Below are 21,402 nucleotides of genomic sequence, written 5' to 3' on the forward strand. Positions count from 1 at the left end.
CACTTTCCCGGTATCGCAGATCACCATCGCCGGCGACCAGTCCCGCCGAGGCGGGTCGTGAGCCGCGCGAAGCGGCGTCTCTTGCTGTTGTCGCTGTCACAGTAATATGGCCGATTCGTGTCGCCCTCCGGTCTCGCCAGGCCAGCGCGGCGACGGCTGAGGCCCGCGGGTCATTTCAGCAACAGCGCATCGTCGCACCGCACCAGAACCCGCCTTCCGGCAAACGCCGCAACCGGACCTATCAAATATGAACTCTGAATTTATCTAAATCGATGACTGACACATCATTGGCTGTATCAGTCCAGGCGATGAAGACCGATGACGATGGCGATATCCGGGGGGAATTTATCTGGCAGCATGAGGAATCCAGGCTGACAGACCAGGAAATATGTCAATGCGGGCGACGAATTGCGGGTGAAATAGCCGCGATTGCCAGGTTCAGGCCGGCTGTCGGCTTTATCGAAACTGTCGTTCCGAAAGCCCGTTCCATGCTGGTGCGGCCGGGTGCGTCTGCGCGCCCGGCCGCCCAAGTCATCATGAGGCCTTGCCGTGGAAAGGCTCAGAGCTTGTAGAGCATCGTGTCGTTCCAGAAGCGGTCGAGACGCTGCAGCAGCTTGTTCATCTGGCCGAACTCGTCGGTGCCGATGCCGCCGACCTTCTGGATCGAGCCGATATGGCGCTCATAGAGCTTGGCGACGGTTTCGGCGATCTCCTGGCCATCCTCGGTCAGGCTGATGCGGACCGAGCGACGGTCGATGCGCGAGCGCTGGTGGTTGATGAAGCCGAGATCGACCAGCTTCTTGACATTGTAGGAGACATTGGAGCCGAGATAGTAACCGCGCGAGCGCAGTTCGCCGGCCGTCAGTTCCGAATTGCCGATATTGAAGAGCAGCAGCGCCTGGACGGCGTTGACATCGTTGCGGCCCGAGCGGTCGAACTCGTCCTTGACGACATCGAGAAGGCGGCGGTGGAGACGTTCGACGAGATGAAGAGATTCCATGTAGAGCGAGCGGATCGCATCTTCGTGGGGGTCCTGGACGGCAACGGCCTGCGGTTTCATTTTGGTGTTCATGATGACTGCCTCACTGTTTGTTTGGCGGTGTATGTTTCTCTTCCCGCCTTGAGGTAGACACTATCGAATACGTATAAAATTCGACTTAAACTACAGCCTTAACAGCACCTTACTATCCACAGCCCTTGTCTCAGGGTAAATCAATCCTTGCCGCCCTGGCCTGGCGAACCCGCTGGAAGACGATCGCCGCCCGGAAAAGAACGAAGATGAAAGCCACCGCTGCATGCAGGACAAGCAGCATCGGCTTGGCCCCAAAAACCTCAGGATAGACGGCGAACATCAGCACTTCGATGGCCGCGGCCGCCACCCAGAGAACCGGCCCCCAGGACACCAGCAGCCACAGGCCGAGCGCCGCCACCGGATAGACCACGGCCAGCACCGTCGCCGCCGTCCGCCACGGCACCGGCAACAGATCGAAACGCCCGCTGCCCTCGAACGAAAACCCGATCAGCATCGCCCAGTAGTTGAGGCCGAACCAGAAGCAGGAAACCGAAACCAGCCGCAGGAACAGACCGAACAGGGTTTGCGTGAGCGACAGTTTCGGGACTTTTACAGAATCAAGCGCCATGGCGGCGAAGATACGCGGCAGGCCGCCGCTTGGGTAGGGCGGATTTTCCGGGAGAAGGCCGGAGGGATCGACGCCCGCACCATCGGCGCGCCAAAATTTCGTCCCTGCCGGTGAGCCGCGTCGCCTTCGCATTGCTTCCCTTGGTCCTGTCGGCCTCTCTCCTTGGCCACATTTGCCCCCTCCCTCGTAAGCCTCTGTCCCCTCCTCCGCCCTCCTCGGACCTCCCCCTCGTCACACTTGGACCCTCCGCTTGATCACATTCGCCCCCTCCCGCTCCGTCATCCTGCGTCCCCTCCTCGGTCATTCTCGGGCTTGACCCGAGGATCCACGCCCCGACCGATGGACTAATGGGCATGGCCCTGGATCCTCGGGTCAAGCCCGAGAATGACCGAGGGGGAGGAGCCAAATGCGGGGGAAGCACCTTGGTCAGCAGGCTACTCCTCACAGCCCATGGCCGCGGGATACTTGGAACGCCAGCCGTACTCTCATCTCCGTTGCTCACACTCTGTCCCCCCTCTTGGTCATCCTCGGGCTTGACCCGAGGATCCATGCCCCAAGCACGGACAATGGGCGTGGCCCTGGATCCTCGGGTCAAGCCCGAGGATGACGGAGGGAGAGGAGCCGGTCGCGGAAATATCACCTTGGAGTGCGCGGCAGCCCGCAAACAGCCCACTAGAGCGGCGCTTTGAGGAACCGGCCGCCCCTGCCAAGCGGCCCCGCCCCAACAAAAATTCATCCCCGCTCATCCCCGTCCTGTGAACCTGTGTCACCTTATGCCTGTTCCGTCATTGGATACGCTGCCAGGCGTGGTGGTGAGGCGGGGCCGGTGCCGGATGGGGGCGGGACGCAAGTCTTCATTCGGTGGATGGGCAGAAAATTGTTCCGTCATTGGATACGCTGCCAGGCGTGGTGGTGAGGCGGGGCCGGTGCCGGATGGGGGCGGGACGCAAGTCTTCATTCGGTGGATGGGCAGAAAATGGTTCCCCTCCCGCCTGAAACAGGGCGGGGCGCGCTTGTGAGGCGCACATGAGGAGCGGCGACTGGGCTTGCCACAAGCAATCCCTTTCGTGGCGCCGCACGGCCCGGAGCGATCCGGCAACCGGCCGAGCGTCACCCTGTGCCAGTAAAAGGTGCCGCCACCCCCGCAGAGAAACCGGAATTGTTCATCGACTAACACTGAACGGGGCGCTGGAAGGCGTCATATAAATTTACTTAGTCACGGCACTTTCCAGCGCCCCGGCCAAGTGAATGAAAGCGAACCCACGACGGATGTTTTCCGGGCGTGGCTGGAGGTCGTTGTGGGGGCTGCAAACGCCGAACTTCCCTTCTCCCCAGCGGGGAGAAGAAAGATGCGGCGAACCCGAGCGCCCCAAGCAAGCCCCCTCACCCCGGGCCTCTCTCCACAAGCAGAACAGGCCATAACGGAGATCTATAACGCCGCAAGTATGCCGTTCTTCCCTTCTCCCCTCGGGGAGAAGGGAAGTTCAAGGCAAATCATCAGACAACCAAACTTACCCTTCCCCAACCGGGAACGAAAAATTCACATCGCCTCCCCGAGCGGCGACCTGACGCAGTTCGAGCCTTTTCCTTTCTCCATTCGCCATGATAAACCGCCACCACCGGAACGCACCGAAAGACGATCGCCATGACCGACAGCACCCATCAAGTCGACCTTCTCACCGGCCACCGCCGCATGCGCCGCAACCGCAAGGCCGACTGGACGCGACGGATGGTGCGGGAAAACAGCCTGACGGTGGACGACCTGATCTGGCCGATCTTCCTCGTTCCCGGAACCGGCATCTCCGAGCCGATCGCCGCCATGCCCGGCGTCATGCGCCTGAGCGTCGACAAGGCTGCAGAGGCGGCGCGCGAGGCGGCGGATCTCGGCATCCCGGCGCTCGCCACCTTCCCCAATATCGACAGCGCGCTGCGCGATGAGACCGGCTCCAACAGCCTTTCCGGCGACAATCTGATCAACCAGGCAACCCGGGCCATCAAGAAGGCCGTGCCGAATATCGGCGTGATCACCGATGTGGCGCTCGATCCCTTCACCAGCCATGGCCATGACGGCATCCTGCGCGATGGCGAGATCATCAACGACGAGACCGTCGCCCAGATCGCCCGCGCTGCCGTCATCCAGGCCGAGGCCGGCTCCGATATCATCGCCCCGTCCGACATGATGGATGGCCGCATCGGCGCCATCCGCCAGGCGCTCGACGCGGCCGGCCACCAGTCCGTGGGCATCATGGCCTATGCGACCAAATTCGCCTCCGCCTATTACGGCCCCTATCGCGAGGCGATCGGCACCGGCGGCCTCCTGAAGGGCGACAAGAAGACCTATTACATCGACCCGGCCAACGCCACCGAGGCGATGCGCGACGCCGCCCTCGATGTCGAGGAAGGCGCCGACATGCTGATGGTCAAGCCCGGCCTTCCCTATCTCGACATCTGTTGGCGGATGAAGGAGGCCTTCGGCCTGCCGGTCTTCGCCTATCAGGTCTCCGGCGAATATACGATGATCAAGGCGGCCGCCGCCAACGGCTGGATCGACGGCGAACGCGTCATGCTCGAAACGCTGCTGGCCTTCAAGCGCGCCGGCTGCGACGGCATCCTGTCCTATTTCGCCATGGACGTGGCGCGCCTTCTTGCAAAGCGATAGAGCGGCGGACGGCTATCGGCATCGAAGGAGATCGGCATGCAGAGCCTTGATGACAGGACACTGGATTTCTACGCCGGCGAAGCCGAAACCTATGCCCTGCGGGCCCGCCAGACGGCCAATGCGCGGCTCGATACCTTTCTCGACCTGCTACCACCCGGCGCCGCCATTCTTGAACTGGGCTGCGGCGGCGGGCAGGACAGCCAGGCCATGCTGGCACGCGGCTTCGACGTGACGCCGACCGACGGCTCGCCGGAAATGGCACGGCAGGCGGAAGATTTGTTGAAGCGGCCGGTCGCCGTCCTGCCTTTCGACCAGTTGGATGCGAGCGGCCTCTATGACGGCGTCTGGGCCAATGCCTGCCTTCTCCATGTGCCAAGAGCGAACCTCGCCGCTGTCCTGTCGCGCATCCACAAGGCACTGAAGCCGGGCGGGATGTTCTACGCCAGTTTCAAGGCCGGATCGGCCGAAGGACGCGACCGGTTCGACCGCTACTACAATTACCCCTCCCGCGATTGGCTGGAGGCACAATATGCGCCCCTTACCTGGAAAAGCGCCGACATGACCGAAGCGGTCGGCGGTGGCTATGACGGCGAGAAAACCGATTGGCTGCATGTGACGGCGATACGCGCCGCCTGATAGGCCATTGGCCCAGGCTTATTTTGCGCAAGGTTTGATTTTCCGGGCAGCGCCACCCATATTCTGCCAAGTCGTCGGACAAGGAGAATGGCAATGAGCGTACAGGATGGACAGGCAAGAGTTCCGAGCAATGACTGGCGGGCCTATCAGGGCGTGCTGAGCCGGCGCGTCTTTGCCTTCATCATCGACTACGCGATCGTCGGGCTCCTGTGGATCCCCGCCGCCGTCGTCGTCTTCTTCCTCGGCATCCTGACACTCGGCCTTGGCTTCCTGCTCTATCCCGTGCTGTTCGCCGGCCTTGCCATGCTCTATTTCGGCATGACGGTGGGCGGCCCGAAGCAGGCTTCCCCCGGCATGAACATGATGGGGCTCGCCATTGCCCGCACCGACGGCAGGCCGATGGATTTCCTTACGGCCATCGTGCATCTGGTGATCTTCTGGATCGCCAATGCGCTTTTGACGCCGCTGGTCCTTTTGGTGGGCCTGTTTACCGATCGCGGCCGTCTGCTTCACGATCTCCTGATCGGCACCGTGACGGTGCGCCGCGACCATTATTGACCGATCCGTCGGGGTTGGGTCTCTTCATTGTCCTTCGCCCTCCCCGCGACATCTCGGTTCCCCTGCCTGCCGTTTCATTTGCCACTGGCAAAAAGTCGTGATTGACCTTTTTCAATCTTGCGCCATGCTGATGTTTTCGAAGCGGCAATGAAGAGCGATCCCCGCGCCCGATGAATACGCAAACTGCACCGTCTCCGCAATTCTACCTGACCGCGCCGGCGACCTGCCCCTATCTGCCGCACGAGATGGAGCGCAAGGTCTTTACCCATATGGTGGGCGAGCGGGCGCCCGAACTCAACGATCTCCTGACGCAGGGCGGTTTCCGCCGCTCGCAGAACATTGCCTATCGGCCAGCCTGCGAGACATGCCGCGCCTGTGTTTCGGTGCGCATCGTCGCCGGCGAATTCATCCCGACCCGCTCGATGCGCCGCGTCGCGGCCCTGAACAGCGACCTCGTTTCGACGGAATATCCGGCCGAGCCTTCGAACGAGCAATACAGCCTGTTTCGACGCTATCTCGACCATCGCCACCAGAAGGGTGGCATGTCCGACATGTCGGTGCTCGACTATGCGATGATGGTCGAGGATACCCATGTCAACACCAGGATCATCGAATACCGGCTGAAGGTCGAGGGCGACAGCATTGGTGCGGCCAAGGGACCGTTGGTCGCAGCTGCCCTCACCGACAGGATGGGCGACGGCCTGTCGATGGTCTATTCCTATTTCGATCCGGATCTTGCCTTCCGCTCGCTTGGAACCTTCATGATCCTCGACCATATCCGCAAGGTGAGAGACCGCGGCCTGCCGCATGTCTATCTCGGCTATTGGGTCAAGGGATCGCGCAAGATGGATTATAAAACAAAGTTTCTGCCGCAGGAGCACCTTATGGCGCGTGGCTGGGAGCGCTATACGGAAGAGACCGAATCCACCGAACAGGACTAGATCTTGCGCTCCATTCCCGATGCCGCCCACCACCGCCGCGGCCTGTTGATTACCGGCCTGGGCGGCCTTGCCCTTTCCTTCGACATTCCGCTGATCCGCTCCGCCGACGGCGAGGTCTGGTCGCTGCTCGCCGTGCGCAGCCTGTGCACCTTCGCTGTCGCGCTTCTTGCCTGGCTGGTGCTCAACCGGGTGCTTGGCAGGAAGACGGCACTCATCCCCGGAAAGGCAGGGCTTGCCGCCGGACTTCTCTACGGCATCAATTCCTTCACCTTCCTGCTGGCCGTGTTCAACACTTCCACGGCCAATGTGGTGTTCATCCTGGCCTTCACCTCGATGTTCGCGGCACTGCTCTCCTGGATCTTCCTTAAGGAGCGCCCGGCCAATGCGACGCTGGTCACCATGACCATCATGATCGTCGGCGTCGGCGTCATCGTTCAGGGCGGACTGGAAGGCGGGCATCTGTTCGGCGATGCCATGGCCGCATCATCGGCGTTCCTGCTGGCCGGTGCGATCACCATCAGCCGCGCCAGCGGCCGCGACATGGGGCTGGTGCCGCTGGTAACCGCGATATTCCCTGGTATCATCGCGCTGTTCCTGCTGCCGGCCGGCGGGCTTGCCATCGCCCAGCCGCTCTGGATCGCCTTCGACGGGCTGATCATGATTCCGCTCGCCTTCTTCTGTCTGGCGACCGGGCCGCGCTATCTCTCGGCCCCTGAGGTCGGCATGTTCTATCTGCTCGAAACCATCCTTGCGCCGATCTGGATGTGGATCGTCTTCACCGAAGTCCCCACGCGCAATACTGTCCTTGGGGGCGCCATCCTTGTGCTCGCGCTGGTCGGACACTCGCTCTGGCAAGTGCGGCAACGCACCGCGCTTGCCGTTCCGCCGCCGCTCCATTGACAGGCCGTTGCAGCCCTTTCCAACCGATGTTATAATGCTGTTATAACATCGGAGAAACCGCCATGAACGTCACCATTCGCAAGATCGGCAATTCGGAAGGCGTGATCATCCCGAAGGAGGTGCTGGACCGCCTGGGGTTGAAGGCGGGCGACCAGATGGAGGTCACCGCCGAAAACGGCAACCTTCAGATGAAACCCATCGATGAAGCTTTTGCGCGGCAACTGGAACATGCCAGTCGTTTCATGGACAAATATAAAGTCGCATTGAAAAAGCTGGCCGAATGAGCGATTTCAACTTCCTCGGTCGCCCGATTATCGAAAAACTGCATGCCCTGCAAATCGAGCGGTTTGGCGGGGCTTTCGGGCTGCGTGACGAAGGTGCTCTCGAATCCGCTCTGGCCCGCCCCGTCAACAAGGCCTCCTATGGCTGCAACGATGTCGTGGAACTCGCGGCCGCCTATCTCTATGGGCTGGCCATGAACCATGCGTTCATCGATGGAAACAAGCGTATTGCCATCGTTGCGGCCGGTGTCTTTCTGATGGACAACGGCTACGAGATCGAAACCAGCGACGGCAACCTTTTCAGCTTTGTTCTTTCCGTTGCCGCAGGCGAAATCGACGAAGGGGGGATTATTCGTTTCCTGCACGACTTCGTCGTTAAAACGCAATAGCGCATCGCCGGAACTAATCATCACCCCGTAAACTTGCCGCTCCTTGGAAAACCCTTCGGTACCACCCTGCCCGCCGAGGCCCGGTCGCCCAGCCATTCGATCAGTTCGTCGCTGGATTTGATGAAGCTGCGGCCGGCACTGTCGGACCAGGTCAGGCCGTCTGCAATGGCAAAGCAGCGGATGTCGGACACGCCGCCGTCCTTGTAGCGTTGCAGGCGCACGCCCTTGCCGCGCGTCATTTCCGGCAGTTGCGCCAGCGGGAAAACCAGGAGCTTGCGGTTCTCGCCAACGATGGCGACGTGATCGCCCTTGACCGGAATGACGAGCTTAGCCTCGTCCGGCATGCCGACATTCATGATCTGCTTGCCCTTGCGGGTATTGGCGACCATTTCCGTTTCCTGCACCACGAAACCGTTGCCGGCAGCCGAGGAAATGATCAGCTTGCGGCCCGCATCGTGGACGAAGGCGGTCAGCACGTCCTGATCGTTTTCCATGTCGACCATGATACGCAGCGGCTCGCCATGGCCGCGCCCGCCCGGCAGCTTGTCGCCGCCCAGCGTATAGGCCTTGCCGCCCGTGGTGACGATAAGGATGCGGTCTGTGGTCGATGCCGGGAACGACAGTTTCAGGCTGTCGCCCTCCTTGAAGGGCAGCGCCGAGACATCGGCGATATGACCCTTCAGCGCGCGGATCCAGCCCTTTTCGGAGATGACGACGGTGATCGGCTCCTTCTCGATCATCGCCTGCTGGATCGCTTCCAGATCGGTATCCGGCGCCAGCGCGAACTGGGTGCGGCGGCGGCCGATGGCGGTTGCCTTGGCGAATTTCTTCTTCACCTCGCCGATTTCCCAGGCGACCGTCTGCCATTGCTTCTCGTCCGAAGACAGAAGCGCCTCGATCTCCGCCTTCTCCTTCGACAGGGCGTCGAACTCGGTGCGGATCTCGAACTCTTCCAGCTTGCGCAACGAGCGCAGGCGCATGTTGAGGATCGATTCGGCCTGCAGGTCGGTCAGCGTAAAGCGGGCCATCAGCGCCGGCTTCGGCTCGTCCTCCTCGCGGATGATACGGATGACTTCATCGAGGTTGAGATAGGCGACCAGATAGCCGCCAAGGATTTCCAACCGGCGGTCGATCGCCGCAAGCCGGAAGCGCGAGCGGCGCTGCAGGACCTCGCGGCGATGCTGCAGCCATTCCAGAAGCACCTCGTTCAGCGCCATGACGCGCGGCACGCGGCCCATGGACAGAACGTTCATGTTCAGGGGAATGCGGTTTTCCAGCTCGGACAGCTTGAAGAGCGATTCCATCAGGATGGTCGGATCGACGGAGCGGCTCTTCGGCACCAGGACGAGGCGGACATCCTCGGCGGATTCGTCGCGCACATCTTCCAGAAGCGGCAGCTTGCGGGCGATCAGCAGTTCGGCGATCTTTTCGATCAGCCGGGACTTTTGCACCTGGAAGGGAATTTCCGTGACGATGATCTGGTAGCCGCCGCGGCCGGTATCCTCGACCTCCCATTTGGCCCGCACGCGAAAACCGCCGCGGCCGGTCTTGTAAGCCTCGACCATGCTTTCGCGGCTATCGATGATGATGCCGCCGGTCGGCAGGTCCGGCCCCTGGACGAAGTCCATCAGTTTCTCGACGGATGCTTCCGGATGGCGGATCAGGTGCAGGGCGGCGTCGCAGAGTTCATGGGCATTGTGCGGCGGAATGGAGGTCGCCATGCCGACGGCGATGCCGGAGGCGCCATTGGCGAGCAGGTTCGGGAAGGCGCCCGGCATGACAACCGGTTCCTGGTCTTCCTCGTTATAGGTCGGGCGAAAATCCACCGCATCCTGGTCGATGCCTTCGAGCAGCAGGCTCGCCACATCGGTCATGCGCGCTTCGGTGTAGCGATAGGCTGCGGCGCTGTCGCCGTCGATATTGCCGAAATTGCCCTGCCCGTCGACGATCGGATAGCGCTGCGAGAAATCCTGTGCCAGTCGCACCAGCGCATCGTAGACCGACTGGTCGCCATGCGGGTGGAATTTACCGATGACATCGCCGACGATGCGGGCGCATTTCTTGAACGACGAATTGGAGCGCAGGCCCATTTCGCTCATCGCATGGACGATGCGGCGATGGACGGGTTTGAGCCCGTCGCGCACGTCCGGCAGAGCGCGGTGCATGATTGTCGACAGCGCATAGGCAAGATAGCGCTCTTCCAGCGCCGCCTTGAGGTCAACAGGCACAGTGTGGTCGTCTCCGCCCGACGGCGGCAAAAGGCTTTGTCCCATGGTTTGTTGCTACCTCAAGAAGGCCGCAACATCAAGGAATACAGGGCATTGCGTTGTGGAGAACCGTTCTGTGGAGAGGCCCGATGCCCAACGGAGCGAAACTGCGAAAAATCTTCGGGTCACGGCAATCGCAGCAACCGCCGACCGGACCGTCAGAACGCCAGACGGCCCCGACGATGAAACATCACTGCAAAATCGGATTCGAATATATTTCGGCCTCAATCCGTATTAGAAATGCGTTCGAAATTAAACCCTTACAACCAAGGAACCAGTCCATGCTGCCTACCCGCACCCTTCGTCTGATGCTGGCCAGCGCCGCCTTCATCGGTCTTTCCGGTCCGGCCTTCGCACTCGACGGCGCGGAACTCGTCAACAAGCTGAATGAAGCCTATGCGCTGAACGGCGCTTCGATCACCTATGAAAGCGTCGATGTGGACGGCACCACCGTGACGCTGAGCGGCGTCAGCGTCAAATCCACCTCCGCTCCGGGCAAGGACTTCAAGGTCGGCGACGTGACGCTCGACGGCGTCGAGGAAGACGATGCCGGCGGCTATTATGTCGAGACGGTGACGCTGCCGGACGTGAACGTCAAGGAGGACGAGACCGCCGTCACCGCGACCGACATCACCATGAGCGGGCTGACGATCCCCGGCAATCCGGCGGGCGGCACGATCAACGACATCGTCCTTTACGAATCGGCCGGAACCGGGCCGGTGACCGTGACCGTCAAGGGCAAGCAGGTCTTCTCCATGGAGGAAATGGAAGCAAACCTGACGAAGCAGGAAGGCGATGCCGGCTTCGACTTCGACGCGGCGCTCACCGGCGTCAAGGCCGATCTCTCTGATGTCGAGGATGCCAAGTCCAAGGAAGCGATCGAGAAGCTCGGATTGAAGACCCTGTCCGGCGAAATGACCATGAAGGGCAGCTGGGAGCTTGCCAGCGGCAATGTCTCGCTGGAGGAATATGCCTTCGATTTCGCCAATGTCGGGCGCCTGGCCTTCTCCTTCGACATTTCCGGATACACGCTGGACTTCATGAAATCCATCCAGGAGGCCATCAAGGCACAGGAAGCCAATCCGAACAAGGAAGAGGCCAACCAGGCCATGGGTCTTGCCATGATGGGCCTTGTGCAGCAGCTCACATTCAACAACGCGTCGCTGCGTTTCGACGACGCGACCATCACCAAGCGGGTTCTCGATTATATCGGCGCCCAGCAGGGCATGACCGGCGACCAGTTGGCCCAGTCGCTCAAGGGGATCGTGCCGCTGATGATGGGGCAGCTCAACGTGCCGGAATTGCAGAACCAGGTGACGGCTGCCGTCAACACCTATCTGGATGCGCCGAAGAGCCTGACGATCAGCGCCGAGCCGGAAAAGCCGGTTCCCTTCCCGATGATCATGGGTGCCGCCATGGGCGCACCGAACACGGTACCGGGCGTTCTCGGCGTCAAGGTCACGGCCAACGACTGACGGCTGAAGCCACGTAGACGATCAAAAGCCCCGGCCGCATGACTACGGCCGGGGCTTTTGAGTTTGAAGATCGGTTATTCCAGAACCTGGATCACCGCGCGGGTCTGCGGATTGACGATGACCCGGCGCTCGTTGACCACGGTATAGGCATAGTCGTCATGGCCCTGGACGACATGAAGCTCGACCGTATCGGGGATCGGCTGGCCGACGACGATCTCGCCTTCATAGGCAACAGAGGGAACCGACTGCTCCAGGACGTAGGTGCGAACCTCGCCGGGCAGTTCGACCGTCGTCGAGCTGGTGACGGCCGGATCGGTGACGACGACGGTGCTCTGGGCAAAAGCGGGTGCCGACAGGGCGATGAAAGCCGCGGAAGCGACCATGAGTGTCTTGCGCATGTTCTTTCTCCTTGTTTCTGCTGCCTAACAAACAGCAGGACAAGGAGAAAGTTCCAATTTTCAGCCGCAGCCCGTCAGGCGGCGACCTGCGCCGGCACGGCATCGCCCTTGTCGTGAACGGCAAAACGATCGAGCATATGGGCGCTTGCGGCATTCAGGCCGATGACCTCGACCTCCACGCCGTTGCGGCGATATTTCAGGACGATCTTGTCGAGCGCGCCGACCGAGGTGATATCCCAGAGATGCGCCGTTCCGACATCGATGACGACCTTCTTCAGGGGCTCTGAGAAATCGAAGGCGGCAATGAAGCTCTCGGCGGAGGCGAAGAATATCTGGCCTTCGACAAGATAGGTCCGCATGCCATGGTCAGCGTCCAACTGCGACGAGACGCGGAACAGACGCGCCACCTTGCCGGCGAAGAAGACGCCGGACAGAAGTACACCGACGATGACGCCCTTTGCCAGATCGTGGGTGCCGACGACGGTGACCACCGTGGCCAGCATCACCACCGACGAAGACAGCGGATTGTGCCGCAGGTTGAGGATCGAGCGCCAGGAGAATGTCCCGATCGAGACCATGATCATCACCGCGACAAGAGCGGCCATCGGGATGATGCGAACGAGATCGTCGAGCACGAGAATGAGAAACAGAAGGAAGGCACCGGCAACGAAGGTGGAGAGCCGTCCCCGCCCGCCCGAGGTGACGTTGATCACCGACTGGCCGATCATCGCGCAGCCGCCCATGCCGCCGATCAGGGCGGAAGCGATATTGCCGGCGCCCTGCCCCAGGCATTCCTGGCTCTTGTTGCTGGGCGTATCCGTCATGTCGTCAACGATCTGCGCCGTCAGCATGGATTCCAGCAGCCCGACAGCCGCCAGCGTCACCGAATAGGGAAAGATGATCGTCAGCGTCTCGAATGTCAGCGGCACGTCCGGCAATGCAAGAACCGGCAGCGCGGAGGGCAGCTCACCGAGATCGCCGACGGTGCGGATATCCATGCCGGTCCACACAGCCACGGCGGTCAGCACGGCGATCGCCACCAGCGGCGACGGGATAATTCTCGTTACGTAAGGGAAGAGATAGATGATCGCCAGCCCCGCCGCGATCATCGCATAGGTCTGGCCGGGCACGCCAATGAGTTCCGGCAGCTGCGCCATGAAGATCAGGATCGCCAGGGCATTGACGAAGCCGGTAATGACGGAGCGGGAGACGAAGCGCATCAGGCGCCCGAGCTTCAGGAAACCGGCGATGATCTGCAGCAGCCCCATGAGAATGGTTGCAGCGAACAGATATTGCAGCCCGTGCTCCTTGACGAGCGTCACCATCACCACCGCGGTGGCGGCGGTTGCAGCCGAGATCATGCCGGGCCGGCCACCGGTGAAGGCAGCAACACAGGCAATGGCGAAGGAGGCGAACAGGCCGACTTTCGGATCGACACCGGCGATTACCGAAAAGCCGATGGCTTCGGGGATCAGCGCAAGCGCCACGACGATGCCGGACAGGATGTCGGCGCGAATATTCGAAAACCATTCGCGACGGTAGGACGAGAGATAATTCATGGATGTTTTCCGCAAAGTTTCATCAGTGCCGGCAGACATGCAGGCGCTCGAACATGATGATGGTGTTGCGTTGTCTGGCGGATCGGCGGCCAGAAGAGCCACCCGGGTTTTCACCGGGTCCGGGGTTTGTGCCGGCCTTATAGGGCAAGCGGGCCGCAAAAGGCAAGACTGGGCGCAGGCGGCAAAGACAAAAGGCCCCGGCATGGAAATGTCGGGGCCTTTGTATTTCGAAACAGAGGGACCTCAGTCCTTCTTTGCCGTCGGGATGACCCGCAGCGCCAGTTCGCGCAACTGGGCGGGCGTTGCCGGCGACGGGGCGCCCATCAACAGGTCCTGTGCCTGCTGGTTCATTGGGAACAGCGTGACTTCCCGCAGGTTTCTGGCACCGACGAGAAGCATGATGACGCGGTCGACGCCGGCTGCCATGCCGCCATGCGGTGGGGCACCGTATTGGAAGGCGCGGTAGAGGCCGCCGAACTGCTCCTCGACCTCTTCGGCCGATTTGCCGGTGAGTTCGAAGGCCTTGACCATGACTTCCGGCAACTGATTCCGGATCGAGCCGGAGGCGATTTCGAAGCCGTTGCAGACGAGATCGTACTGATAGGCCTTCAGCGACAGCGGATCGGGACCGTTCAAGCCTTCCAGACCACCCTGCGGCATCGAGAAGGGGTTGTGGGCGAAGTCGATCCGCTTTTCGTCTTCCAGCCATTCGTAGAACGGGAAGTCGATGATCCAGCAGAGTTCGAACCGGTCGCGGTCGACAAGGTTCAGTTCCTCGCCGGCGCGGGTGCGGGCTTCGCCGGCGAACTTGTAGAATTTCGCCGGGTCGCCGGCCACGAAGAAGCAGGCATCGCCGGCCTCGAGGCCAAGCTGGGTGCGCAGCGCCTCGGTACGTTCCTCGCCAATATTCTTGGCCAGCGGGCCGGAGCCGGCGGTCGAGCCATCCTCTTCCTTGCGCCAGAATATATAGCCAAGGCCCGGTTGGCCGGTCGATTGCGCCCAGGCGTTCATGCGGTCGCAGAAAGCGCGGGAACCGCCGGTCCTGGCCGGGATTGCCCAGACCTCGACCTTCGGATCGCGTTCGATCATGCCCGCGAACACCTTGAAGCCGGAACCGGCGAAATGTTCGGTGACGGCCTGCATCTCGATCGGGTTGCGCAGGTCCGGCTTGTCGGAGCCATAGGTGCGGATCGCCGTATCATAGGGAATGCGGCGGAATTCCTGCGTCACCGGCTTGCCCTCGGCAAACTGCTCGAAGACGCCGCGCATGACCGGCTCCATCGTGTCCCAGACATCTTCCTGGGTGACGAAGCTCATTTCGAGGTCGAGCTGGTAGAATTCGCCCGGCAGGCGGTCGGCGCGCGGGTCCTCGTCGCGGAAGCAGGGCGCGATCTGGAAATAACGGTCGAAACCGGCCACCATCAGGAGCTGCTTGTATTGCTGCGGGGCCTGCGGCAGGGCGAAGAACTTGCCTTCATGGATACGGCTCGGCACCAGGAAGTCGCGGGCGCCCTCAGGCGAGGAGGCGGTGAGGATCGGCGTCGAATATTCGGCGAAACCGATCTCGTTCATGCGACGACGCATATCGGCGATGATCTGGGTGCGCTTGACGATGTTCCTGTGCAGCGTCTCGCGGCGCAAGTCGAGGAAGCGGTATTTCAGGCGCACATCCTCGGGATAATCCGGCTCGCCGAACACCGGCAAGGGCAGTTCCTTCGATGCCGAAAGCACCTCGATTTCCTGGGCGTAAAGCTCGATCTCGCCGGTCGCCATCTGCTTGTTGACGGTTTCCTGCGAGCGCGCCTTGACCTCGCCATCAATGCGCACGACCCATTCGCCGCGCACGGTTTCGGCGGTCTTGAAGGCCGGGCTGTCGGGATCGACGACGATCTGCGTCATGCCGTAATGGTCGCGAAGGTCGATGAACAGCAGGCCGCCGTGGTCGCGTACGCGATGGACCCAGCCGGACAGGCGAACGGACTGGCCGACATCGGATTTGCCAAGAGCGGCACAAGTGTGGCTGCGGTAACGATGCATCATATTATCCTGGAAGCAAGTGCCGCGCGGCCACGCAAAAGCGCGCTGCGGCAGCGTCGAAATCGGGCGGAAAAGCGCATGACGGGGCCGATTTGTCAAGCTTTTACCGGTTTACCGTAACAGCATGTCGGCTGGCGCCAGCTTATTATCTGCCGCCTGTGGTCCGATGTGGGTTTTGTTTGCCGATTCAGTGCCCAAAGTCAGAAATCGCGACTGTTTTCCAGCGTCCGGCAAGGCTAAGCAGATGTTCGGCGACAGATTCAGGCGAGTCGCCGCCAAAATCCGGATTTCCTCGTCCATGTCGCAAATTCGTCCGCTCATTCCTCTCCTGATTACCGCGGGCATCCTGATCGGCGGCAACGGGCTGCAGGGCACCTATATTTCGCTGCGGGCGCTGGAGGAGGGATTTTCCACCTCGCTGATCGGGCTGATCGGCACCGGCTACAGCATCGGCTTTGCCATCGGCTGCATCTATGTGACGCGGATCCTGCGCTCCATCGGCCATATCCGCACCTTTTCCGCCATGGCGGCCATCGCCTCGGCGGCGTCGCTGGCGATGGTGCTGCTGATCGACCCCTGGTTCTGGTTCCTGATGCGACTGATCGCCGGCATCTGTTTTGCCAGCCTCTTCGCCACGGTGGAAAGCTGGCTGAACGCGCAGGTGACCAATACCAACCGGGCGAGAACGCTGTCCATTTACCGCGTCGTCGATCTCGGCTCGGTGACCGCCGCCCAATATCTCATCCCCGCCGTCGGCATCGACGGGTTCCAGCTGTTCGTGATTATCTCCATGGCGCTGACCCTGTCGCTGGTGCCGATCTCCTTTGCCGATCGTTCCAGCCCCGGCGCACCGGAAGCCATTCGCTTCGACATCAAGGCGCTGTGGAACATTTCCCCGCTTGCCACCATCGGCTGCATCGTCGTCGGGCTGACCAATTCCACCTTCCGCTCGCTCGGCCCGATCTATGCCGAGGGCATCGGCCTGACGATCACCGCCGTCGTCACCTTCATGAGCGCCGGCATCATCGGCGGCGTCGTCCTGCAATATCCGCTCGGTATCTATTCAGACAGGCTCGACCGGCGGCTAATCATCCTCCTTGCCACGGCTGGAGCGATGCTCGCCGGTCTCTATCTCGCCTTCTTCGCCGGCGACGGCGAATGGCCGAACTATATCGGTATCTTCGTGTTCGGCGCTTTCGCAATGCCGCTGTTTTCGCTCTGCTCGGCCCATGCCAACGATCATGCCGCCGAAGGCCAGCATGCGCTGGTTTCCGCCGGCATGCTGTTCTTCTGGTCGATCGGCGCCATTATCGGCCCGCTGTTTGCGTCCTTCATGCTCGATATTTTCGGACCCCGCGCCCTGTTCATCTATACCGCCGCCGTGCTCGCCGCCTTCATGCTCTACACGCTGCAACGGATGACGGCGCGCAGCGGCGTGCCGGCGGATGAGCGGTCGATGCGATTCAAGAGCCTGTTGCGAACCTCGTTCTTCTTCAACAAGCTCGCTGCAAGGCCGGAGGAGCGGAAGGATCGCTGACGGCTGCGGCAAAATGCGCGTGACCCCCAATTGATGCCCCTTGCCAATTGATGAATTCTTCGGTCAAGTTTAAGAGGAAGGCGAAATCCTTCCTCGCCGGAACAGAGCTCGATGCCGACCATCAGCCGCCGCATGCTTCTCAAAGGATCCGCCGCAGCCGCCGGCTCCTTCGCGCTTGGTGCCGGGCTTGCCGTGCGCGGCAGCATCGCATCACCGACGCCGCATCTGCTCAAGGCGCAGTTCACCGAGGCGCGGCTGGCAAGCGGCGGCATCACGCCGCGGGTCATGACCTATGGGCTTGGCGAGGATGCCGCCACCGGCATGCCGCCGGTCCTTCGGATGCGGCAGGGTGAGCCCTTTGCCGCGCGGCTGCTGAACGGCCTGGATGAGCCGACGACAGTCCACTGGCACGGCCTGCGCATTCCAAACGCCATGGACGGTGTGCCGGAGGCGACGCAGCCCTATGTCTATCCCGGCGACGGCTTCGACTACGCCTTCACGCCCCCCGATGCCGGCACCTTCTGGTATCATCCCCATTGCAATACGCTGACGCAGATGGGGCATGGGCTCACCGGAATGATCGTCGTCGAAAACCCGGCCGATCCGGTGTTCGATGCGGAAATCGTGCTCAACCTGCGCGACTGGCGGCTTGGCGCCGACGGCGCCTTCATCGCGCCGTTCAAGCCGCGCGACGCCGCCCGTGGCGGGACCTACGGCACGGTGCGCACCGCCAACTGGCAAAGGGAGCCCGTCCATGACGCGCCGGCCGGAAGCCTGACGCGCATCCGCATCGCCGCGACGGACGTGACGCGTATCTACGCGCTGAAGGTGGACGGCGCGGAAGCAAGCGTGATCGCGCTTGACGGCAATCCGGTCGAGCGGCCTTTTCCGCTCGATATCCTGGAATTCGGTCCGGGCCAGCGCGTGGAACTGGTGGTGCGCATGCCGGATGCGGAAGGCGAAACCGTCACGCTCACCAATATGCGCGGCTCCCACCCATGGACGATCGCGACGCTGCGGGCGACGGGCGCTTCCCTCAAGCGCGATATCCGCGACGTGACGCCGCTGCCGGCAAACCCCATTGCCGAACCGGACCTTTCCACCGCCACCGCCATTCCGCTCGACTTCACCGCCACTTCGGAGGCAGCACCAGGGCCGAGCATCTGCGGCACGATCGGCTACAGTTTCTGGGCGATCAACAGGGTGGCCTGGCCCGGAGATCCCGCCGATCCGGTGGCGCCGCTCGCCGATCTGAAGCTTGGAAAGACCTATCTCCTGCAGGTTCGAAACCGCACCCCGCATGCCCATCCGATCCATCTCCACGGCCTGAGCTTCCGCGTCGTCGGCTCCAACAAGCGCGCCATCCTGCCGCCGCCGACCGACACGATCCTGCTTCTGCCTGACGAACACGCGGAACTGGCCCTGGTCGCCGACAATCCCGGCGACTGGCTGTTGCATTGCCATATCATCGAGCACCAGAAGACCGGAATGTCGGGATATTTCCATATCGCCTGAACTTTTTTTCATTGTGACACCGGGCTTGAAGGGATACATCGGGTCAACCCCTCGCCGCATTTCCGCCACAGTGATTGAAGTTTGATGATCGAAACAACCGCCGAACTTGCCGCCGCCTGCGAAACGCTGGCCAAGGGGCAATATCTGACAATCGACACGGAATTCCTCCGCGAGACGACTTTCTGGCCGCAACTGTGCCTGATCCAGATGGCCGGGCCGGACATCGCCGTCATCGTCGATCCCCTGGCCAAGGATATCGACCTTGCGCCGTTCTTCACGCTGATGGCCGATACCAATGTCGTCAAGGTGTTTCACGCCGCCCGCCAGGACATCGAGATCATCTACAATCTCGGCAAGCTCATTCCCCATCCGATCTTCGATACGCAGGTGGCCGCCATGGTCTGCGGCTTCGGCGACAGCGTTTCCTACGACCAGCTCGTCAGCCGCATCAAGGGCGTGCATATCGACAAGTCCTCGCGCTTCACCGACTGGAGCCGCCGTCCGCTGTCGGAAAAGCAGCTTGACTACGCGCTGGCCGACGTCACCCATCTGCGCGATGTCTATCTGCACCTGAAGGAAGAGCTGGAGCGCGAGGGCCGGTCGCTCTGGCTGACCGAGGAAATGGCGGTTCTCGAAGCCAAGGAAACCTACGACATCCATCCGGACGATGCCTGGCAGAGACTGAAGATGCGGCTGAAGAAGCCGCAGGAGCTGGCCATCCTGCAGAAGATCGCCGCCTGGCGCGAGCGCGAGGCGCGCAGCCGCAACGTGCCGCGCGGGCGCATCATCAAGGATGACGGCCTTTACGAAATCGCCCAGCAGCAACCCAAGGACATGGAAGCCCTGTCGCGCCTGCGCACCATCCCCAAAGGATGGGAGCGCTCGGCCGCCGGCACCGCCATCGTCGAGGCCGTCAATGCGGCACTTGCCTTGCCGAAGGCGGACATGCCCAAGGTACCGCGCCAGAATCAGTCGCCGGAGGGCGCCCAGGCGGCCAGCGAGATGCTCAAGGTGCTTTTGAAGCTGATCGCAGAAAAACAGGGCGTTGCGGCCAAGATCATCGCCAACAGCGACGATCTCGAGCGCATCGCCTGCGAAGGGCCGCAGGCCGATGTCGGCGCATTGAAGGGCTGGCGGCGCGAACTTTTCGGCGAAACCGCACTGAAGCTGATCAATGGCGAGGTGGCGCTGCGCTTCGTCGATCGGAAGATCGAAGCGGTCGAACTCTGATCCCGGTCGTCAGGGATGCATCCGCGCGCCCTTGACGATCTTGTCGACCACTTTCTTGTCCGCATGCACGGCAATGCCGACGACTTTTGCGTCTTCGGGACCAAACCGTGCGAAAACCTCGCGGTTGGCCGCGTCGTGCCCCGTCGAAAACATTTCCTCGACATAGAGCGACGGGCGTACCTCCCGCTCCAGCGCACGGCGGTGGATCGTCGCGATATTCCCTTCATCGGCTGACAGGACGATGATCGGCTGGATGCTCAACGGATTGTAGACGTTGCCGGCCGCATCGCGGTAAGCTTCCCCAATAAGGCCGGGTTTCTGCGCAACGATGCCGCTCGTGAGAAAGGCCGTGACGTTGAGTTTCTGCCAGACGGCCAGGTCCTCGCGCAGCACGATTGCAAATTTGGTATCGAACATGAATGCCAACTCCATTCTCGGAAACAGGACGCTTGGCGCGTCGCCGGCCGGTCTAGCCGATGCGGGCGGCGGCGATCTTGAACGTTCGTGCGGCGCGGCTTCAGTCGACAGGATCACCATTGCGCCGGCCTCGGGCGGCATCGAGCGGATCGAGGCGCAGTTCCGAGGCGATGCCTTTGCGCCGCATCGGCACGATACCTATGCGCTGGGTCTGACGCTTCGGGGCGTCCAGACCTTCCGTTATCGCGGCATGGTGCGCTACAGCCAGCCCGGAAACATCATCGTGCTGCATCCCGACGAACTTCACGACGGCGGCGCCGGGACCGAGGAAGGGCTGCGCTACCGGATGATGTATCTGCCGCCAGAAATACTGATGGACGCGCTCGACGGGCGTTGCCGCGGCCTTCCGTTCGTCGCCTCCCCGATCATCTCCGACAGCATTTTCGCAAACAGCCTTGCCGAGGCGATGGGCGATCTCGAAGGCGAGATCGATGCACTTCAGCGTGACGATCTCCTGGCGGGGATCGCCGATTCGCTGGTGAAACATGCCGACGGCGGCTTAGAGGGTGGAAAGACCGACCAGGCGGCAATCCGGCGGACATCCGACTATCTCCAGGCCCATTGCGAGCGGCAGGTCACGTCGCAGGTGCTGGAAGGGATCAGCGGCCTTGACCGTTTCACCCTCGCCCGGCAATTCCGGACGATGCTCGGCACCAGCCCGCATCGCTACCTGATCATGCGCCGGCTGGAAAAGGCCCGTCGGCTGCTCGCCGGCGGCCGGAGTCTCGCCGAGACCGCGCTGGATACCGGCTTTGCCGATCAGGCGCATTTCACCCGCCATTTCAAGAAGGCATATGGACTGACGCCAGGCCGATGGGCAGGCTTGAGCGGCCGCCCATCGGCGCAAGCCTACGAAAGAACTTGACCGCAACCACCCAGATGGAAGAATGCGTCAAAGCGTTC

Annotated in this window: 20 protein-coding genes and 1 other annotated feature; of the genes, 12 read left to right on the forward strand and 8 right to left on the reverse strand. The window is 61.9% G+C overall.

Features of this window, described 5'->3' with window-relative positions:
* Window positions 1-559: 559 nt before the first annotated feature.
* Window positions 560-1,072, reverse strand: coding sequence for a transcriptional regulator LdtR (gene ldtR / locus ASD31_RS08720; protein ID WP_056331938.1), 513 nt, complete (start codon window positions 1,070-1,072; stop codon window positions 560-562).
* 130 nt (window positions 1,073-1,202) lie between these two features.
* Entirely contained in the window at window positions 1,203-1,772 is a 570-nt protein-coding gene (locus tag ASD31_RS08725) for a DUF6163 family protein (protein WP_320409390.1), read from the reverse strand.
* Window positions 1,773-3,285: 1,513 nt separating this feature from the next.
* Here ASD31_RS08725 and hemB point away from each other — a divergent pair.
* The 7 genes from hemB to ASD31_RS08760 all read left to right on the forward strand — a co-directional run bounded on the left by hemB (window position 3,286) and on the right by ASD31_RS08760 (window position 8,004).
* Window positions 3,286-4,299: a porphobilinogen synthase gene (hemB, locus tag ASD31_RS08730; RefSeq protein WP_056331940.1), complete on the forward strand. Its 1,014-nt coding sequence runs from the start codon at window positions 3,286-3,288 to the stop codon at window positions 4,297-4,299.
* 36 nt (window positions 4,300-4,335) lie between these two features.
* Entirely contained in the window at window positions 4,336-4,935 is a 600-nt protein-coding gene (locus tag ASD31_RS08735; RefSeq protein WP_056331942.1) for a class I SAM-dependent methyltransferase, read from the forward strand.
* 93 nt (window positions 4,936-5,028) lie between these two features.
* Complete coding sequence (locus tag ASD31_RS08740) at window positions 5,029-5,493, forward strand: RDD family protein (protein WP_056331944.1); 465 nt, start codon at window positions 5,029-5,031, stop codon at window positions 5,491-5,493.
* 170 nt (window positions 5,494-5,663) lie between these two features.
* The gene (locus tag ASD31_RS08745; protein WP_056331946.1) at window positions 5,664-6,434 is read left to right on the forward strand and encodes an arginyltransferase; all 771 of its coding nucleotides are present in this window, start codon (window positions 5,664-5,666) and stop codon (window positions 6,432-6,434) included.
* Window positions 6,435-6,437: 3 nt separating this feature from the next.
* The gene (locus ASD31_RS08750) at window positions 6,438-7,334 is read left to right on the forward strand and encodes a DMT family transporter (protein WP_056331947.1); all 897 of its coding nucleotides are present in this window, start codon (window positions 6,438-6,440) and stop codon (window positions 7,332-7,334) included.
* A 62-nt stretch (window positions 7,335-7,396) separates the two neighbouring features.
* A complete protein-coding gene (locus ASD31_RS08755; RefSeq protein WP_056331949.1) occupies window positions 7,397-7,618 on the forward strand; it encodes an AbrB/MazE/SpoVT family DNA-binding domain-containing protein in 222 nt (73 codons plus the stop codon).
* Complete coding sequence (locus ASD31_RS08760) at window positions 7,615-8,004, forward strand: type II toxin-antitoxin system death-on-curing family toxin (protein WP_056331951.1); 390 nt, start codon at window positions 7,615-7,617, stop codon at window positions 8,002-8,004. The genes ASD31_RS08755 and ASD31_RS08760 overlap by 4 nt, the downstream gene beginning before the upstream one ends.
* 20 nt (window positions 8,005-8,024) lie before the next feature.
* Here the strand turns inward: ASD31_RS08760 and parC are convergent, their stop codons facing one another.
* Complete coding sequence (gene parC, locus ASD31_RS08765; RefSeq protein ID WP_056331952.1) at window positions 8,025-10,277, reverse strand: DNA topoisomerase IV subunit A; 2,253 nt, start codon at window positions 10,275-10,277, stop codon at window positions 8,025-8,027.
* Window positions 10,278-10,552: 275 nt separating this feature from the next.
* Between parC and ASD31_RS08770 the strand changes: the two genes are divergently transcribed.
* Window positions 10,553-11,746: a hypothetical protein gene (locus ASD31_RS08770; RefSeq protein ID WP_056331954.1), complete on the forward strand. Its 1,194-nt coding sequence runs from the start codon at window positions 10,553-10,555 to the stop codon at window positions 11,744-11,746.
* Between the two features lie 74 nt (window positions 11,747-11,820).
* Here the strand turns inward: ASD31_RS08770 and ASD31_RS08775 are convergent, their stop codons facing one another.
* The 4 genes from ASD31_RS08775 to ASD31_RS08790 all read right to left on the reverse strand — a co-directional run bounded on the left by ASD31_RS08775 (window position 11,821) and on the right by ASD31_RS08790 (window position 16,040).
* Window positions 11,821-12,144, reverse strand: coding sequence for a DUF1236 domain-containing protein (locus ASD31_RS08775; protein WP_056331956.1), 324 nt, complete (start codon window positions 12,142-12,144; stop codon window positions 11,821-11,823).
* Window positions 12,145-12,218: 74 nt separating this feature from the next.
* On the reverse strand, window positions 12,219-13,703 hold the full coding sequence (locus ASD31_RS08780) for a SulP family inorganic anion transporter (RefSeq protein WP_056331958.1): 1,485 nt from the start codon (window positions 13,701-13,703) through the stop codon (window positions 12,219-12,221).
* 68 nt (window positions 13,704-13,771) lie between these two features.
* Window positions 13,772-13,827 (reverse strand) — a sequence feature (sul1 is cis-regulatory element that is thought to sense ions involved in sulfur or methionine metabolism; They are found in Alphaproteobacteria).
* Between the two features lie 119 nt (window positions 13,828-13,946).
* Entirely contained in the window at window positions 13,947-15,740 is a 1,794-nt protein-coding gene (gene aspS, locus ASD31_RS08785) for an aspartate--tRNA ligase (RefSeq protein ID WP_056331960.1), read from the reverse strand.
* Window positions 15,741-15,851: 111 nt separating this feature from the next.
* Window positions 15,852-16,040: a hypothetical protein gene (locus ASD31_RS08790; RefSeq protein ID WP_056331962.1), complete on the reverse strand. Its 189-nt coding sequence runs from the start codon at window positions 16,038-16,040 to the stop codon at window positions 15,852-15,854.
* Between ASD31_RS08790 and ASD31_RS08795 the strand changes: the two genes are divergently transcribed.
* From ASD31_RS08795 to rnd, 3 genes are all read left to right on the forward strand, one after another.
* Entirely contained in the window at window positions 16,039-17,277 is a 1,239-nt protein-coding gene (locus tag ASD31_RS08795) for an MFS transporter (protein ID WP_056331964.1), read from the forward strand. The two genes, ASD31_RS08790 and ASD31_RS08795, sit on opposite strands and share 2 nt — an antisense overlap.
* 111 nt (window positions 17,278-17,388) lie before the next feature.
* On the forward strand, window positions 17,389-18,792 hold the full coding sequence (locus ASD31_RS08800; protein WP_056331966.1) for a multicopper oxidase family protein: 1,404 nt from the start codon (window positions 17,389-17,391) through the stop codon (window positions 18,790-18,792).
* Window positions 18,793-18,876: 84 nt separating this feature from the next.
* Window positions 18,877-20,022 (forward strand): ribonuclease D, encoded by a 1,146-nt coding sequence (gene rnd / locus ASD31_RS08805; RefSeq protein WP_056331968.1) that lies wholly within the window; start codon window positions 18,877-18,879, stop codon window positions 20,020-20,022.
* Between the two features lie 9 nt (window positions 20,023-20,031).
* On the opposite strand, the gene ASD31_RS08810 is transcribed toward rnd, so the two are convergent.
* Window positions 20,032-20,439, reverse strand: a complete 408-nt coding sequence (locus tag ASD31_RS08810) for a DUF2000 family protein (protein ID WP_056331970.1) — start codon at window positions 20,437-20,439, stop codon at window positions 20,032-20,034.
* Here ASD31_RS08810 and ASD31_RS08815 point away from each other — a divergent pair.
* Window positions 20,438-21,364 carry an AraC family transcriptional regulator gene (locus ASD31_RS08815; protein ID WP_056331972.1) on the forward strand — a complete coding sequence of 309 codons (927 nt, stop codon included), beginning with the start codon at window positions 20,438-20,440 and terminating at the stop codon, window positions 21,362-21,364. The genes ASD31_RS08810 and ASD31_RS08815 overlap by 2 nt on opposite strands.
* The last annotated feature ends 38 nt before the right edge of the window (window positions 21,365-21,402 follow it).

This window comes from Rhizobium sp. Root482 (assembly GCF_001426565.1).
GTDB lineage: Bacteria > Pseudomonadota > Alphaproteobacteria > Rhizobiales > Rhizobiaceae > Pararhizobium.